Annotated in this window: 14 protein-coding genes and 1 CRISPR repeat array; of the genes, 2 read left to right on the forward strand and 12 right to left on the reverse strand. The window is 66.7% G+C overall.

Annotated elements, in window-relative coordinates; genetic code table 11:
* The first annotated feature begins 12 nt into the window (after window positions 1-12).
* Window positions 13-1,456: direct repeats of the CRISPR family, unit length 37 nt; unit sequence GTTGTAGCTCCCTCTCTCACCCCGGATAGCTACACTC.
* Window positions 1,457-1,520: 64 nt separating this feature from the next.
* The 8 genes from cas2 to CGR01S_RS14240 form a co-directional block, all read right to left on the reverse strand.
* The gene (gene cas2, locus CGR01S_RS14205) at window positions 1,521-1,829 is read right to left on the reverse strand and encodes a CRISPR-associated endonuclease Cas2 (RefSeq protein WP_042428603.1); all 309 of its coding nucleotides are present in this window, start codon (window positions 1,827-1,829) and stop codon (window positions 1,521-1,523) included.
* A 35-nt stretch (window positions 1,830-1,864) separates the two neighbouring features.
* Entirely contained in the window at window positions 1,865-2,773 is a 909-nt protein-coding gene (cas1, locus tag CGR01S_RS14210; RefSeq protein ID WP_042428606.1) for a type II CRISPR-associated endonuclease Cas1, read from the reverse strand.
* Window positions 2,760-6,128 (reverse strand): type II CRISPR RNA-guided endonuclease Cas9, encoded by a 3,369-nt coding sequence (gene cas9, locus CGR01S_RS14215; RefSeq protein WP_042428610.1) that lies wholly within the window; start codon window positions 6,126-6,128, stop codon window positions 2,760-2,762. The genes cas1 and cas9 overlap by 14 nt, the downstream gene beginning before the upstream one ends.
* Before the next feature lie 201 nt (window positions 6,129-6,329).
* Window positions 6,330-6,878 (reverse strand): crossover junction endodeoxyribonuclease RuvC, encoded by a 549-nt coding sequence (gene ruvC, locus CGR01S_RS14220; RefSeq protein WP_042428690.1) that lies wholly within the window; start codon window positions 6,876-6,878, stop codon window positions 6,330-6,332.
* A 59-nt stretch (window positions 6,879-6,937) separates the two neighbouring features.
* Entirely contained in the window at window positions 6,938-7,930 is a 993-nt protein-coding gene (locus tag CGR01S_RS14225) for a phosphatidate cytidylyltransferase (RefSeq protein WP_042428615.1), read from the reverse strand.
* 4 nt (window positions 7,931-7,934) lie between these two features.
* On the reverse strand, window positions 7,935-8,627 hold the full coding sequence (locus tag CGR01S_RS14230; RefSeq protein ID WP_042428618.1) for a lysophospholipid acyltransferase family protein: 693 nt from the start codon (window positions 8,625-8,627) through the stop codon (window positions 7,935-7,937).
* A 61-nt stretch (window positions 8,628-8,688) separates the two neighbouring features.
* On the reverse strand, window positions 8,689-9,219 hold the full coding sequence (locus CGR01S_RS14235) for a low molecular weight protein-tyrosine-phosphatase (RefSeq protein ID WP_500778391.1): 531 nt from the start codon (window positions 9,217-9,219) through the stop codon (window positions 8,689-8,691).
* A gap of 32 nt (window positions 9,220-9,251) precedes the next feature.
* Window positions 9,252-10,262, reverse strand: coding sequence for a GlxA family transcriptional regulator (locus tag CGR01S_RS14240; protein WP_042428620.1), 1,011 nt, complete (start codon window positions 10,260-10,262; stop codon window positions 9,252-9,254).
* Between the two features lie 128 nt (window positions 10,263-10,390).
* Here CGR01S_RS14240 and CGR01S_RS14245 point away from each other — a divergent pair, with 128 nt between their 5' ends.
* Window positions 10,391-11,011: a LysE family translocator gene (locus tag CGR01S_RS14245; RefSeq protein WP_042428622.1), complete on the forward strand. Its 621-nt coding sequence runs from the start codon at window positions 10,391-10,393 to the stop codon at window positions 11,009-11,011.
* 12 nt (window positions 11,012-11,023) lie between these two features.
* Here CGR01S_RS14245 and mtgA read toward each other — a convergent pair whose 3' ends face one another.
* From mtgA to CGR01S_RS14265, 4 genes are all read right to left on the reverse strand, one after another.
* Window positions 11,024-11,758, reverse strand: coding sequence for a monofunctional biosynthetic peptidoglycan transglycosylase (gene mtgA, locus CGR01S_RS14250; protein ID WP_042428630.1), 735 nt, complete (start codon window positions 11,756-11,758; stop codon window positions 11,024-11,026).
* A 20-nt stretch (window positions 11,759-11,778) separates the two neighbouring features.
* Window positions 11,779-12,633, reverse strand: a complete 855-nt coding sequence (gene aroE / locus CGR01S_RS14255; RefSeq protein WP_042428633.1) for a shikimate dehydrogenase — start codon at window positions 12,631-12,633, stop codon at window positions 11,779-11,781.
* A 58-nt stretch (window positions 12,634-12,691) separates the two neighbouring features.
* A complete protein-coding gene (locus CGR01S_RS14260) occupies window positions 12,692-13,552 on the reverse strand; it encodes an energy transducer TonB (RefSeq protein WP_042428639.1) in 861 nt (286 codons plus the stop codon).
* A 79-nt stretch (window positions 13,553-13,631) separates the two neighbouring features.
* Complete coding sequence (locus tag CGR01S_RS14265) at window positions 13,632-15,704, reverse strand: ribonuclease catalytic domain-containing protein (protein WP_042428642.1); 2,073 nt, start codon at window positions 15,702-15,704, stop codon at window positions 13,632-13,634.
* Window positions 15,705-15,797: 93 nt separating this feature from the next.
* Between CGR01S_RS14265 and CGR01S_RS14270 the strand changes: the two genes are divergently transcribed.
* A complete protein-coding gene (locus tag CGR01S_RS14270; RefSeq protein WP_369345555.1) occupies window positions 15,798-16,553 on the forward strand; it encodes an RNA polymerase sigma factor in 756 nt (251 codons plus the stop codon).
* The last annotated feature ends 12 nt before the right edge of the window (window positions 16,554-16,565 follow it).

Genomic DNA, 16,565 nt, shown 5'->3' on the forward strand with positions numbered 1-16,565 from the left:
CCGGGTGATTGTGTTGTAGCTCCCTCTCTCACCCCGGATAGCTACACTCAAGGAAGTTGTGCGCTCCAAGACCGGGGAGGTTGTAGCTCCCTCTCTCACCCCGGATAGCTACACTCAACCGCCACGCGCTGGAGAACACAGCGCAGGTTGTAGCTCCCTCTCTCACCCCGGATAGCTACACTCCCGCGCCCCTCCCGCTCCCGCTTCTTCACCGTTGTAGCTCCCTCTCTCACCCCGGATAGCTACACTCACGTTAGGGCCGTGTTCGTCCCCATTCCTGGTTGTAGCTCCCTCTCTCACCCCGGATAGCTACACTCTTATGATGCACCTATGCCTGCTAAAAACCCGTTGTAGCTCCCTCTCTCACCCCGGATAGCTACACTCCCACGGAAACAGTCTTAACGCCCCGCGAAGGTTGTAGCTCCCTCTCTCACCCCGGATAGCTACACTCATATCCAGTGTCAACTGCGCACCTCCATTGGTTGTAGCTCCCTCTCTCACCCCGGATAGCTACACTCGCGCGCCAGTGGCAGGAGTCGCAGCCGCACGTTGTAGCTCCCTCTCTCACCCCGGATAGCTACACTCATGGGCCAGGATGACCCATTCAGGGATGAAGTTGTAGCTCCCTCTCTCACCCCGGATAGCTACACTCTATTGACCACCAGGGTGTTGAGCACGCCGAGTTGTAGCTCCCTCTCTCACCCCGGATAGCTACACTCCTCATCGTCTGCCGTCACGCAATGGAAGGAGTTGTAGCTCCCTCTCTCACCCCGGATAGCTACACTCCGCGCGCGAGAAGTCCACATGGCGCATGACGTTGTAGCTCCCTCTCTCACCCCGGATAGCTACACTCCCTACGCGGAGTGGCTCGATGGCAATGGCGGTTGTAGCTCCCTCTCTCACCCCGGATAGCTACACTCCAAAACCTGCGGAATAACACAACCAGAAAAGTTGTAGCTCCCTCTCTCACCCCGGATAGCTACACTCCAGGCCTTTGCCGACAGCACCACTCAGACCGTTGTAGCTCCCTCTCTCACCCCGGATAGCTACACTCGGCGGTGCGGGTGGCGCCAGCGACTCACAAGTTGTAGCTCCCTCTCTCACCCCGGATAGCTACACTCCTGCCCGCCGATGGCGGGGACGCGGCGCCGGTTGTAGCTCCCTCTCTCACCCCGGATAGCTACACTCTCATAGCCCCACCTGAAAGGAACCACCACCGTTGTAGCTCCCTCTCTCACCCCGGATAGCTACACTCTGGCGATGACGAATGCAGAACGACAAGCCGGTTGTAGCTCCCTCTCTCACCCCGGATAGCTACACTCCAGCGGCACATCGTGGACCGCGCCAGTTGGGTTGTAGCTCCCTCTCTCACCCCGGATAGCTACACTCTGGACGCGATGCCCGCCGCCCTGCGTTTGTGTTGTAGCTCCCTCTCTCACCCCGGATAGCTACACTCTGGCCCCCTCGAAACCCGCGCCTCGCCTAACGGGGCGCGGGTTCTCGTTCTTGTAAAAGCTGTTTCAGAACAGTGCCATTTGATTGGCCGCGATCTTTTTTTCCTGAAACAGCGGCATGCCAACCAGTAGTTTCATGCTGGCGAACTGCTTTTCCGTCACCGTGAGAACGCGCACCGAGCCTTCGGGCGGCAGGTTGGCCAGCAGGCGCTGCATGTGCTTCTGTACGGCATCGTTGCCGTTGAGGATTCGACCATAGACCGAGAACTGGATCATGTCGTAGCCGTCGTTGAGCAGAAAACGGCGGAACACGGTGTAGGCACGCCGGTCGGTCTTGGTGACCACGGGCAGATCGAAGAACACCAGCATTCGCATGAATCGCCTCGTGTCCTGGCCCATGGTGCGCACCGCTACATCTCGAAGACGTGCTGGCGTAGGCCAATTAGGCCGGGGAGTTCTAGCACCTGCTCGCTGCCGCCGTCGTACAGCCGCGCCAGCGATTCCGCCGCTTGCTCTATGGAGGCAAGGACGCTCATTTGGCCCCGGGGCATGGCCACATCCACATTTAGCAGACTCACCAGTGCGGCCTTGTCGGCGGGTTGCAGTTCGGCATCTGCCGCCGGAGGCTGCTGTTGCGCCACGTGTAGATCGACGATAGGGCGGTAGGGTTCGATCAGGTCGTCAGCGAGGTTGAAGGCGTTCAGCTCGCTGCTGTGGAACAGGCCCAGGCTGGGCAGCATGCCATGCGCCACCAGCGCACGGGCGCATGCGCCACGCATGACGGCGTAGCCATAGTCGAGCGCGGCATTGACCCAGCCGGACTGGCTGCGATGGAAGCTGCGGCCAAACACCTGCGGAAAGTAGTACGCGCTTGCCTGGGCTTCCAGGTTGCCGCCATCGCCCGAGCGCACGCGCCGTGCGTAGGACGCGAGCCGGTCGGCTCCCGTGGTGCCCAGCAATTCCATGCAGCGGGCCTGGTTCTGAATCTTGACCTGCACGATACGCGTCCAGGCACGCTTTGTGGTGGGTTTGTCCAGGTCGAGTTGCAGGCGTTGCATGCGCGTGGCGCGGCTGTGCTGCAAAAAGGGTAGGAAGACGCCATTGGGCTGATGGTTATCGCCCGTGCTGTACAGACCAATGCCGTAGTCCGCACAGGCCGAAAGCACGGGGTGCGTAAGCGTGATTTCGCGGTGGTTGAGCACGATGACCGCAATATCTTCAAACGGCACGCGCGCGCTTCGCTCTTGTTCCACTACCAGCGAGAAGTGCTCGCGCTTGAGGCGAGCGGGGCGGTTGATGACCACGCTACGCCAGACCACGGCGCACCTCGAGCGGGGCAGGATAGATGTGGCCAAGCACATCGACGTTGAACTTCTCGATCGATAAGGCGGTTTTGACGCCGATGCCACGGATCAATCCATCTTTACCAACAGAAGCAGCGCGATCATGTGCCCATAAGGTTACGGCGCCGGTAGACCGATCCGTGCTGGAGTAGTAGCCATCGAAGCGTTCCTTTTTCAGCGTGACTCTCAAAAAGTCATTCGGATAAATTGAGAACAGGAATGCAAAACTGTCATCGATTTGCGTCCATTCATCTTCATTCTTGAACGCCACGATGGCCCTATTGGGTAGCCCTGTTACCCGGTGATGCACATATACCGGCACCAGATGAAACTTCCCCGCCTTGGTGAACACATCCACGCGCAGCATGCTGTCGTTCTTCGCCAGCCCACCCCGGATCGGAATGCCGCTCTGCTTGTTGCGCACCAGTTTGACGCTGCGCACCACGGGGCCTGTGGGCTGGCCGTTCTTGTCTGGTTTGTGCAGCGGGTTGTCCGGCCCGAATGCCTTGTCGGCCTTGCCGCCGTGGTCTTCCAGCCGAGTGCGGATGGCTGCGTAGAGACGTTCGTTGCGGTGCGGTTCGACAAGGTTGTCCAGGTCTTTCAGGGTCAGGCTGGTGAGTTGTACCTTTTCGATCACGCCGCCCTGGACCTTGAGGCTTTCGGGTTGCGCGTAGATGGTGTCCTTGTGCACGGCTCCGCCATTGCGCCGCTGCGGCGCACGTGAAACAAACAGCGTGCGCAGCGCGGTTAGGTCTTCCGCCGTATAAGTGCCCAGCCGCTGCATGTCTTCGCGCAGCTTGGTTAGATCGTCAGTGAACAGTCGTGCCTGAACTTCATGGCGGAAGTGCGCCCAGGGTTCGGGAAAATGCTGCCGCACACGGTCAAACGCAGCGGGGTTGATGATGTCGCCGGTTTCCGGGTCCGGGAAGCCTTCCTGGAGCAGCTCCAGTTCCTTGCGGCGTGAGTAATCAGCCAACCGCTTGACCATACCGTGCGTGCAGGCGGCCACGACGGTGGCGTCCAGCGCATGGTGGCGGTCGCTGTCGCCGCGTACCTTGGCGAGCCCCCAGCGGGCGCGCAGGAAGGCTGTGAGCTGCCCGTTGACTACCACGCAGCGGCGGGTGGTTTCGCCGTCGGCGCGCTCGGCCAGTTGCAGATGCTCTTCCACATAGTTCTTGAAGAACTTGCAGATGTAGCGTGTGTCGTTCAGGTTGCGATCAATGAAACCCTTGGATTCTTCCGCGCCGTAGCTCTTGCGCAACAGGCGGTTGCGCTTGGCCATGCGGTAACTCTTGTTCCCTTGCACCCAGGCGGAGAAGGCACGCCAGCGCTCGCCTTCCTGCCCGCCATCCAGCGCTGTGAGGTATTCGTAGGGCGTGCGGTTGCCCTTGTTCTGGTTCTGGCGCGTGAGCACCAGCACCTTGTTGTTCTTGCCGTCGTCGTAGCTGCGCGAGTAGGGCAGGGCATGATCCACCTGGGCGTAGTTGGGGTCGTCGAGCACGCGCTGTATGTCCAGCGGTTCCTGGCTGTAGGCGCACTGGCCGAACTGCTCACGGTAGAGCATCCATTTTTCAAACGCCGCTGCTTTGGGCTTATAGCCGAAGTCCCGTTCAAAGTCCGTGCGGGCCTTGTCATTGCGATCGCGGAATTCCTCCTGCGCTTTCTTGACCTTGTTGCGTTCGTCCAGCGGGCGCGACAGATCGCGCGCCATCTCGATATGTACCGCTATTGGACTGCCGTACCGGCGGATCAGTGCATTAACTACCTTGCGCGCCTGATTGAGCGCGCGCAGCACCACGGGGTTGCGCGGGACGTTGGCATCTTCGCGGAACTGCATGGAACCCACGTGGTCGTTCTTGCCACTGTATTTGCGTTGATCTTGGTAGAACGGCGGCAAGTGCAGGCGCTTGGGCGCATCGGGGTCTATCCGCTGGCTGTGGTGGCCATATTCAGGAATTTGCGCGACGGCTTCGTCGTAGCGCAACCCGGTCTGCATCAGGGGCACGATGCGCCTTAATGCCTTGAATGACAGGCTGGAGAATTTGTCGAAGCTGATCTTTTCCAGGATAGGGATGCAAATATCCGGTTCGGGCAGGGCAAGCAGGCGCAGTTGCTGTTCAATTTCCGCGCCGTCCTTGTACACACTGAGCACCCAGGCGATTTGATCGAGCAGCTCCGGCCTGCCGTCTAATGCCGGGGTGCTGATGCGCTGCCACAGCGCCTCCTGCCCGACCTTGTTGAAGGCTTTGCGCAGTTCATGCCATGTGGGCAGCTTGACTAGGAATTGGTCTTCGGGATCTTTAGCCTTGTCGCTTTCAGCCTGTGCCCGACTAGGGTAAGCCAAGCCGCCAAAGCGCATTTCGTCGCTCCACAGGCCCTTCTTGATGAACGCCTTTTTGAGGGTAGCGTATTTGAAGCTCTCTGTTTGGTAGGGCAGCAGCAGGGCCGCGGTGCGCTCGGCGTCGTTCAAGGGCCGCGAGCGGCCATTTTCAATGACGCGCAGGTTGTTCAGCCTAGTAAGCCACGTATGGCGCTCTGCGGAAAAGCTGGCCTTGGGAGCGCGGAACTCGTTTTTCTCGAACGTGCATTTGCCAAGCATCTTGAGCAGATCGGCACCCGCCAGGGCAGGTTTCTGCTGCCAAAACAGGCCGCTGCGGCGGTCGCCATTGCCGAGGATTTGCGTCTCGAAATGTTCGCTGGCGTGCGGATTGCCCAAGCGGCGTTGGGTGGCAAAGAGCAGTGCCAGTTCTTCGCCCAGCAGCATGCGCGATAGGGCCTTGTCGTACTGCCCGTGCTTGTTGCGCTGAGCACTGGGGAACTCCGCCAGCACCATCTCGGCTGCGCTACGGTAGCCCTTTTCGGCCATGCGGGCAGCTGTGTCTTTCAGCCCTTTCTTGACGCGCCCGCCTTCGGCATCGCTGTCGGCCTTAGCTTCCTCGGCCTTGCTCATCCAGTGAAAGCCACGGTGCTTGCACAGGTGGTAAATCACACGCGCCCACTCCAGGGGAGTGAGCAGGCGGTCCAGGCCCTGGCGGCGCAGTTCCCATGCGCTGTCGGTGAAAGAGGGGCTTTGTGCAAACAGTTTGGCGTTGTCGATCAAACCCTCGCGTTTGAGCAGGCGCGCCAATTGCGTGAGGCGCCACGCGCGCCGGTACAGGCGGCGGCGCAGCAGCCGGGCCTGGCGCCGGGCAAGGTTGAGCGGATCTCCTTCCTTGGCTGTTTCCGCCTTGTCAAAGCAGCGCACACCCACATCAACGATGCGTGTATCGCCGAGGACGGCCCAGCCGACAGAAGCGATGCCGATATCCAGCCCAAACACATACTGCGTCATGAAGCCTCCCTTGTTATACTTATCCCCGATTGTGGTTATCCGGGGTGAGAGCCGTTGCTGCAATAAGGAAGGGTCGAAAGACCCTGTCCGTACCCAAAAGCCTGGCAGGGAGACCTGCCAGGCTTTTACTTTTGGCGACAATTTAACCCAGTCCCTGGTAATGGGCAAAAATCGCGCAAGAGCAAGAGTCTGCACGGCGGCTCAATAGCTTCTTCCCCCCTTGTACATCGCATGCTGGCGCCGCTGCAGGGGCGCCACGGCGGCCACGCGCGCCATGGCGGCGCCGGCATGGGCGTGGGTGATCGCCAGGCCCAGGGCGTCGGCAGCGTCGGGGCCGGGCAGGCCGGGCAGGTCGAGCAGGCGGCGCACCATCTCCTGCACCTGGCTCTTGGCGGCACGGCCGTGGCCGACCACGGCCTTCTTCATCTGCAGGGCGGTGTACTCGGCCACCGGCAGGCTGCGGGCCACCAGCGCCGTGACGCAGGCGCCGCGCGCCTGGCCCAGCAGCAGCGTGGACTGGGGGTTGACGTTGACGAACACGATTTCCACCGTGGCCACGTCGGGCTCGTAGCGTGCGACGACTTCGCCGATGCCGTCGAACAGCAGCTTGAGCCGCCCGGGCAGGTCGCCCAGCGCCAGTTGCGTGGTGCGTATGGTGCCGCTGGCCACGTAGCGCAGGCGCTGGCCGTCGGCATCGAGCACGCCGAAGCCGGTGGTCTGCAGGCCGGGATCAATGCCGAGGATTCTCATTTGCTCATTTTTCAATAGCTGCTGGCGCTTGCTGAACAATCGCTAGAGGCCTTTTTTGCCTATAAACCAAAATACCAGCGCACGGAATGGAAGAACACCGGCGCGCCAAAGCACAGCGCGTCCACGCGGTCGAGCAGGCCGCCCGCGCCCGTGACGGCCTGGCCCTGCATGCCCCAGCTCGTGACGCCGCGGTCGCGCTTGAGGGCCTTCATCACCAGGTGCCCCAGGCTGCCCGCCGTGCAGGCGAGCAGGCCCAGGCCCAGCCCCTGGCCGGGCTTGAAGGGCGTGATGAACGAGAGCAGGCCGCCCACCAGGGCACCGACCGCGACGCCGGCCAGCCAGCTGGCCCACTGAAAGCTCTGGCTCACGGCCGGCGCCACGGGCGTGTGCGGGAAGCGCCGCCCCAGCAGGTGCTGCACCACCATGCAGGTCTGCACGCTCATCACCAGCCAGAAGACGAGGAAGGCGCCCCGGCCCTCACGGCCGGGGAAGTCCAGCAGCAGCAGCGCGGGCACGTGGCTCATGCCGTAGACGCAGACCATGATGCCCCACTGCAGCTTGGCGCTGCGCTCGAGGAAGCGCTCGGGGTCGTTGGCCAGCGCGCTCACCACGGGTAGGGCGAGGAAGACGTAGACCGGGATGAACACCGTGAACAGGTCGTACTGCCGCGTGCCCACCAGCACGAACTGCAGCGGCAGTACGGCGAAGAAGGCCAGCACCAGGCTGCGGTGGTCGCCGCGCCGCGTGGGCGAGAGCGTGATGAACTCGCGCAGCGCGAGAAAGGCCACCAGGGCGAACAGCACCGTGGCCACGGTGTCGCCCAGCGCCCAGGCGACCCAGAACACCGAGGCCATCATCCACGAGGTCTGCAGCAGCGCGCGCAGGTGCCGCCGGCGCAGGCGGCTCTGCTGGGCGGCCTGGGCCTCGTTGGGCAGGGGGCGCAGGCTGTAGGCGATGGTCCACAGCGTGGCGAGCACCAGCACGCCGAGCACGACGAGGAACAGCGCCCCGACCTGCTGCGTGGCGCTGAGGTTGCGCAGGTAACTGTTCACGTTCCTACACCTCGCGCAGCGCCAGCACGGCGCGCCGTGCGCGGTCCAGGAAGGGGCGGCGCTCCTCGCCCGGCTCCAGCGCGATGGGCGCGCCGAAGGTGACCGAGCACAGGATGGGCACGGGTACCACCTCGCCCTTGGGGATGACGCGCTGCACGTTGTGGATCCAGGCGGGCACCAGCACCACCTGGGGGAACATCTGCGCCAGCCGGTACAGGCCGGACTTGAAGGGCTGCGGCTCGTCGCCGTGGCCGCGCGTGCCTTCGGGGAAGATGATGATGGAGTCGCCGCTCTCGAGCGCGCGCACCAGCGGCGCCAGCGGGTCGTCCGCGGGCAGTGCGGCGCGCAGGGTCTCGGGGCTGGGCGCCGGGCCCGGCGCTGCTGCGGCCGGGGGGCTGCCCGAAGGCGCGCCCTGGGGCGCCTGGCGCTCCACGTAGATGGCGTTGAACACGGCGCTGGTGATCCACTGGCGCAGCGGCGATTTGGTCCAGTAGTCGCGCGCGGCAATCGGGCGCGTGATGCTGCGCAGCTCCTCGGGCAGCGCCGCCCAGATCAGCACCAGGTCGGCGTGGCTCTGGTGGTTGGCGAAGTAGATGCGCTGCTCCGCCTTGGGCGGGCAGCCGTACCAGCGCGCCTGCGAACCGGTGAGCAGGCGCACCAGGCCGAGCAGGAAGTAGGCCATCAACTTGGCAAGCATGGGGCGATCATAGGCTGCGCCGGCCGCCCTGCGCGCAAACCGGGCGCGGCGCCCGGTGCTTTCAGCGCCCGGCTGCGGGCGCCAGCGCTGCCAGCAGGCCGCGGCAGGCGTCCTCGACGATGTCCAGCACCTGCTCGAACCCGGCCGCGCCGCCGTAGTACGGGTCGGGCACCTCGTGCGCCGGCACGGCGCTGCAGAAGTCCGTGAGGCGGCGCAGGCGCTCGCGGTAGGCGGGCGCGCACAGGGCGCGTGCCTGGGATTCGTTGGCCGCGTCCATGACCAGCACCAGGTCGAAATCCTGGAAGTCGCGCTTGAGCAGGCGGCGCGCGCGCTGGCCCGAGAGGTCGTAGCCGCGCCGCGCGGCGTGCTGCTGGGCGCGCTCGTCGGGCGGTGCGCCCACGTGGTAGCCGTGCGTGCCCGCGGAATCGACGGCAATGCGCTCCTGCAGGCCGGCCTGGCGCACCAGGTGCTCGAACACGCCGTGCGCGGTGGGGCTGCGGCAGATATTGCCCATGCAGACCATGAGCACGCGCAGGGGCGCGGCGCCGCTGCGGCGCTGCAGATGGGGCAGGGAGGGCAAGGCAGAAGGCATGGCGGGTGGCGGGGCAAGGCAGGGGCGCCAGTTTACGTGCCGCGGCGGGGCGCCTTGGCGCGCAGGTGGCCTGGGCTGGTGCCCAGGTGCTGGCGCATGAGTCGGCCCAGGCTGCTGGCGCTGGCCAGGCCCACCTCGGCGGCGATGGCCGCGAGGCTGTGGCTGGAGTGCTGGATGCGCCACTGCGCGTGCTCCAGGCGCATGCGCGTCCAGTGCGTGTGCGCGCTGGTGCCCAGGTGCTCCATGAACAGGCGGTCGAGGTGGCGCCGGCCGATGCCGATGCGCTGGGCGAGCCGGGCCATGTCCAGGGGCTCGCCCAGGGCGCTGCGCATGCAGGCGATGGCGCGCGCCAGGTGGCGGCCCAGGTGCGGGTCGTCCGCCATGGAGCGCAGTTGGTGGGCGCCGGGGCGCGGCTCGTCCACCAGCATGTCGGCCAGGCCCTTGCGCGCGCGCTCGCGCCCGCAGTGGCGCGCGAGCAGCTCCACCGCCATGTCGATGGCAGCCGTGCCCCCGGCGCAGCTGATGCGGTCGCGGTCGAAGCAGTAGATGAGCTCGCTGCGCACGCCGATGCGCGGGAAGGCGCTGCGGAACTGCGCCACGTGCCGCCAGTGCAGGGCCACCTCGTAGCCCTGCAGCAGGCCGGCGCGCGCGAGCAGAAAGCTGGCGTTGTCGATGGCCACCAGCGGCAGGCCCTGGCGGCTGGCGGCGCGCAGCAGCGGGGCGTAGCTGCCCGCCAGGGCCATGGAGCGCTCGACCGTGCGGCTGCCGAACACCACCAGGTAGTCGAAGGCGCGAAAGTCCAGCGCCTCGGGCGTGGCGTCCACCGCCACGCGCACGCCGCTGCTCGAATGCACGCCCTGGCGGTCCAGGCCCAGCAGCGTCCAGGCGCAGTAGCGCTGGCGGCTGTGGTCTTCCTCGTCGGCTGAAAAGCGCAGCTTGTCGAGGAAGGCGCCAAAGGGCAGCAGGCCGAACTCGGGCAGGGGCAGCAGCAGCAGGCGCACGTCGGGCCGCGCGGGGTTGGGTGCGGGGGGCAGGGGTGCCATGGGCCGGGGGTGGAGGCGAATGTCCAGAATGGACTGCAGTGTAGCCAGATCGGGATAGCGTGCGCACTGCCCCCGCTCCTAGACTCGCAGGCAGTTCATGGGCGGCGTGCCGCAGGAGGGCAAGGGCGATGGCCTGGTCTACGTGGTGGGTGTATGTGCTGGCGTCGGTGGGGTTGTCGCTCACGCCCGGCCCCAACAGCCTGCTGGTGCTTGCGCACGGCGCGCTGCACGGGCGCCGGCGCACGCTCTGGACCATCGCCGGCGGGGCCCTGGGTTTTGCCGCGGTGATCGGGTTGTCCATGCTGGGCATCAGCGCGCTGCTGCGCGCCTCGGCCGACGCGCTGACCGTGCTCAAGTGGGGCGGCGGCGCCTACCTGGTCTGGCTGGGCATACAACTGTGGCGCGCGCCGCCCCTGCAACTGGACATGCCCGAGATCGACGGCCACAAGGGGCTGATCCGCCCCTCGGTCATGTTCCGCCAGGGCCTGTTGGCGGCCATCTCCAACCCCAAGGCGCTGCTGTTCTATGGCGCCTTTCTGCCCCAGTTCCTGGATGCGCAGCGCAGCCTGTGGCTGCAGTACGCCGTGCTGGCGGGCACCTTCGGCGCCATCGAATGCGTGGTGGAGTTCGGCCTGGCCAGCCTGGCGCACCGCGTGCGCCCCTGGCTCCGGCGCGTGGGGCGGCGCTTCAACCAGGGCTGCGGCGTGCTGTTCGCGGTGATGGGGGCGGCGCTGCCGCTCACCGGCTGAGGCGGTGCGCCGTCAGGGCAGCTCGGCGCTGCCCATGCGCGCCAGGATGGTGCGCGTGCGCCCGGCGAGATAGGCCGATTGCGGCATCTGCTCGAAGCGCTTGGGCGCGGGCAGCATGACGGCCAGGCGCGCGGCCTCGTGCGGGGCCAGGTCGGCGGCGCTCTTGCGGTAGTAGTGGCGCGCGGCGGCCTCGGCGCCGAACACGCCGTTACCCCATTCCACGTTGTTCAGGTAGATCTCCAGGATGCGCTCCTTGCTCAGGCACTGCTCCAGCGCCAGCGTGAGCACGAACTCCTGCCCCTTGCGCACCAGGGTGCGCTCGCCCGAGAGCAGCAGGTTCTTGGCCAGTTGCTGGGTGATGGTCGAGCCGCCGCGGATCTTGGGCGTGCGCACCGGCTTGTCGGGCGCGCGCGCCTGGGCCTTGGCGGTCTGCGCTTCGGCCTGGGCGTTGCGTTCCCAGGCCTTGTCGATGGCGTTCCAGTCCACGCCCTCGTGGTTGACGAAGCCGTCGTCCTCCGAGGCGATCACGGCGCGCTTGAGGTGGTTGCTGATCTGCGCGTAGGGCACCCACTGCTGGCGCCAGCGCAGCGGGCCGCCAGCGGCCATCTGCGCCCAGGCCTCGGAGCGCTGGAAGGTCGTGGACTCGGGGTTGATCACCGCCATGGCGGCGATGCGCAGCACGAAGAACAGCTCCAGCGCCAGCGCCGCGAACGCGACGAGGAGGGTCCAGCGCAGCAGGGCTTTCATGGGGGGACGCGCGCGCCGGGTCAGTGCGGCGCCATGAGGGCGCGCAGCTCGGCCAGCACCTGGCGGCTGGGCGGGCGCACGCCGCGCCAGATGGCAAAGGCCTCGGCCGCCTGTTCCACCAGCATGCCCAGGCCGTCGCGCGGTGTCGCGCCGTGCTCGCGCGCCCAGCCGAGGAAGCCCGCGGCGGCGGGGCCGTACATCATGTCGTAGGCCAGGCTGCCGGGGCGCAGCACGCGCGCGGGCACGGGCACCGCAGCGCCGGCCAGGCTGCTGGCGGTGGCGTTGATGATGAGGTCAAAATCCTGCTCCAGCGCTTGTGGAGACTGCGCGAGAAGCTCTGTTTTTTGTAGCGTTGTGAGCGCGGCATGCGATTGCACCAGGGCCTGGGCGCGCTCCAGCGTGCGGTTGGCCACCACCACGCGGCGCGGCCCGGCGGCCAGCAGCGGGCCCAGGGCGCCCGCGGCGGCGCCGCCCGCGCCGACGAGCAGCACGTCGCGCCCGGCCAGGGCAAAGCCGGCGCCTTGCTCGATGTCGGCCACCAGGCCCAGGCCGTCGGTGTTGTCGGCGTGGATGGCGCCGTCGATGAAACTCAGGGTGTTGGCCGCGCCGGCGAGTTGCACGCGCTCGCTGTGCACGCTGGCGGCCTGCGCGGCTTCGAGCTTGAAGGGCACGGTGATGTTGCAGCCGCGCCCGCCCGCCTGGGCGAAGTCGCGCAGCGCCAGGGCGAAGCCATCGAGCGGCACCAGGCGGCGCTCGTACACCAGGCGCTGGCCCGTGAGCTCGGCAAAGCGGGCGTGGATCCAGGGCGAGCGGCTGTGCTCGACGGGGTTGCCCATCACGCAGTACAGATCGGGGGAGGTGGCGGAAAGGGTCATGGACGTCGTTCTGGGAGCGTGCGCCCCGATGGGCGCGTACCAGGCCACGGCAGGAGGCTTACCTCACGCTGGTTTCCAGGGTCTGGTCGCGCGTGAACTTGAAGCGCGAGACCACGGCGATCTGGTCGGCCTTCTGGCGCATCTGCGCGTTGAAGGCGCCGAAGGGGCCGGCGCCCACGGCAATGGCCTCGGCCAGGCGGTCCAGGCGCGGGTTGCCCGAGCCCTGCACGATCTCGGTGCCCAGCACGCGGCCGTCGTGGTTGACGGAGAGGATCATCACCAGCTCGCCGTAGAGCTTCTTGCCGCCGTACTCGGGGAAGTTCACCGTGCCCTTGTCCTCGACCTTGCGGCGCAGTTGGTCGTAGTAAACAGCGTAGACCTCCTCGCGCGTGGCCGGGCTGATGTAGCGCTTCTTGGGGCGGGCGTTCTCTTCGTTGATGCGCTTTTCGATCTCGGCCAGCATCTTGATGAGCTGGCGGCGGCGCTCCTGCTCGGCGGCCTGCTGCGCGCTTTGCGCGCTCTTGTGCGGGTCGGGCAGGGGCAGGGCGGCGATTTCCTTGCGCAACTGGGCGAGCAACTGGTTTTGCTGCTCCTGCAGTGCATCGGTCTTGCGCTGGGCTTCCTCGAAGTCGTCGCCTATGGCCGTCAGGGCCGAGTAGGGCAGGGGGCTGGTGGCGCGGCCCTTGTCGGCATCGCCGCCGCCGGCGAGCGCGCGCTGGGCAATGGCCTGCGCCTTCTCGGGCTTCTGGTCGGACTGGGCGTTGACCAGGATGACCTCCAGCGGCGTGTCCTGGAACACGCGGTTGAAGCCCTCGGGATCGACGAAGCGCACCGAGAGGATGGCCGCATGCAGCGCCGCCGACACGCCCAGCGTGAGCTGCAGCGTGCTGAAGCGGGCGAGGAAGGCGGCGAGCTTCATCGCCGGGCCGCCCCAAGATGAAACAGCGGCCCCTGGGCGGGACCGCAGTGAGCGCAGCGGTGGAGCGTGGCGGCGGGGTTCACGGGGCGGGATTATCGCTTGCCGGCGCGTCGGCTTCGTTGACGTCCACGGCAATGGCAATTGGGCCGCTGGCCACGGATTCCTCGTCATCCTCGTCCACAGCGCCGTCGTCGCCCGGGTCGAGCGGATCGTCCAGGCGGGCGATCAGCGTGCCATGCACGTCCAGCGTGATCTCGTCCACGGCGCCCAGGCGCACGCGGATGCGCGCGCCGCGCGGCAGGTTCTGCGCACCGAGCACGGGCAGCACCAGCGGCAGCGTGTCTGCGCGCACCAGGAAGCTGCCGCCCGGGCCTTCCTTGAACACCGTGGCGTCGAGCTCGGTGATGCCGTTCTGCTCCAGGTACTTGAGCGTCCAGAAGCGCTCCATGCCCGCCTGGTAGCCGTTGTAGGCGCTGTAGGCGGTGTCGAAGCTGCTGATGATGCCGAACAGGTCCGCGTCCTTGGGCTTGAAGGGCGCGGCCAGCGCAGCCGTGCGGCCATGGCGCGCGCAGGCGATGATCTGCCACTGGTTCACCAGATCGACATAGCGGCGCAGCGGCGAGGTGGCCCAGGCGTAGCTCTTGACGCCAATGCCCGCATGCGGCAGGGCCTTGGTGCCCATGCGCACCTTCACGCCCGGCGCCAGGCTGGCCTGGCTGCGGTAGATGCCGGGCACGCCCAGCTCGGCCAGCAGGTTGCCCCAGGTGCTGTTGGCCACGATGGCGGCCTCGGCCACGATCAGGTCCAGCGGCGCGCCGCGCTGGCGCGTGCCGATGTGCACGGTTTCGCTGCCATCGGGTTCGGCGCCCTCGTTGCCCACGAGGCGGAAGGTGTAGTCCGGGCGGTTGAAGGTCTCGGGCTTGCCGCGCACCAGCTCGCGGCCGGCCTTGAGTTTGATGGCCAGGCGATGCAGAAACGATAGCTGCTCGCGCAGTTCCAGCAAGGGCTGGGGCGTGTTTTCGACCTGAATCGACGCGTCCTGCAGCCAGGCCTCGGTGACGATGTGGTCGATCTGGTCGTGGCGCAGGTTCACGGCCACGGGCACGCGCTCCAGGCGCGTTTCGGTGGCGGTGATCTCCAGCGTCGCCTCGTCGATGGTGGCGTACAGCGACACGGCCGGGTTGGCGCGGCCCGCGTCCAGCGTGTAGATCTGCACCACCGCGTCGGGCAGCATGGTGATCTTGTAGCCCGGCATGTACACGGTGGACAGGCGCGCGCGGCCCAGCTTGTCGAGCTCGCTGCCGGGCTGGATCGCCAGGCCCGGCGCGGCGATGTGGATGCCCAGTACCACGGTGCCCGTGCCCAGGCCCTGCACGGAGAGCGCGTCGTCGATCTCGGTGGTCTGCGAGTCGTCGATGGAATAGGCCTGCACGGGGGCCAGCGGCAGGTCGTCCGGGGGCGGGGGCGCCGTGAGGGCCGGGAAGCCCGTGCCCTTGGGGAAATGGTCGAACAGGAAGCGCTTCCAGTGGAACTGGTAGCTCGAGTCGATGGCGCCGGCCTGCTGCAGCAGCGCCAGCGGCGCGGTGTGCGTGGCGCGGCTGGCCTCGACCACCGCCTTGTATTCCGGGGCGTTCTTGTCGGGGCGGAACAGGATCTTGTAGAGCTGCTCGCGGATGGGCGGCGGGCACTCGCCGCGGCCCAGTTGCGCGGCCCAGTCGGCGATCTGCTGCTGCTGCGCCTTTTTCTTCTCGATGGCGGCCAGCGCCTGCTGCAGGATCTCGGCCGGCGCTTTCTTGAAGCGCCCCTTGCCGGCGCGGCGGAAGTAGTGCGGCGCCTCGTAGAGCGCGAACAGCGCGCCGGCCTGCTGGGCCAGCGTCGCCTGGTCGGAGAAATAGTCGCGCGCCAGGTCGGCAAAGCCGAATTCGTCCTCGGGGGCGAATTCCCAGGCGAGGTCGAGTTCGATGCTCGCGGCCACCGCCTGGGCCTGGGCCAGGAGCTCCGCCGGCGCGGGCTTCTCAAACCGCAGCAGGATATGGGCGGTCTTGGCCTTGACCCGCTTGCCCGAGTCGAGCTCGATCTGGGCCGAGCTTTCCGCCTCGGAGAGGATGCGTCCGGTCAGGAACTTGCCGGTCTCTTCAAACAATGCATACATGGGCGCGATTGTCCCACGCGCCGCCAGGGATTGCGTGGGGCGCTGGGCCGGCACCGGCCGCGTTTGTCACCTTTTGGGCGGTGCCAGCGTCCAATGGGCACCTATCCGAAAAAACCAACGGAAACCATCATGCCGTCCTTGTCCACAGACCGTGCGGAGCGCTCTGCCGGCGCCGCGCACTCCGATGCAGAACTGGTGGCGCGCGCCCTGCGCGGAGAGCAGAGCGCCTTCGAGACCATCATGCGGTGCCACAACCGGATGCTGTTCCGCGCCGCGCGCGGCGTGGTCGCGGACGACGCCGATGCCCAGGACGTGGTGCAGGAAACCTATTTGCGTGCCTTCACCCGGTTGCAGGATTTCCAGGGTGGCGCTGCGCTGGGCACGTGGATGGTGCGCATCGCCATCAATACCGCGCTGGACATGTTGCGCAAGCGCGGCCGGTCGGTGCCGCTCGAGGTCCAGGATCTGGACCGTGAACCTTCGCCGGAGCACATGATGTCCCTGAGCACCCCCCAAGAGGAATCTCCCGAATCGCTGCAGGCCCGCGCCGAACTGCGTGCGCTGCTGCAGTCCGCGATCGCGGGGCTTGCGCCGATCTACCGCAGCGTCTTCATCCTGCGGGCGGTGGAGGAAATGAGCGTGGAGCAGGCCGCGTACTGCCTGCAGGTGAGCGACGCCGTCGTCAAGACACGCTATCTGCGCGCGCGTGCCCTGCTGCGCGATGCGCTCGGCGCGCAGATCGAGGCGCACGCCGGGGAGGTGTTTGCCTTTGCCGGCGAGCGTTGCAACCAGGTCGTGGGCTATGTCCTGGCCGAGCTGCACAGGCGCGGATGCATCGTGCGGCACTGACCCCGCATTGAC

This window comes from Comamonas granuli NBRC 101663 (assembly GCF_000739995.1).
In the GTDB taxonomy this organism is placed as follows: Bacteria; Pseudomonadota; Gammaproteobacteria; order Burkholderiales; family Burkholderiaceae_C; genus Simplicispira; species Simplicispira granuli.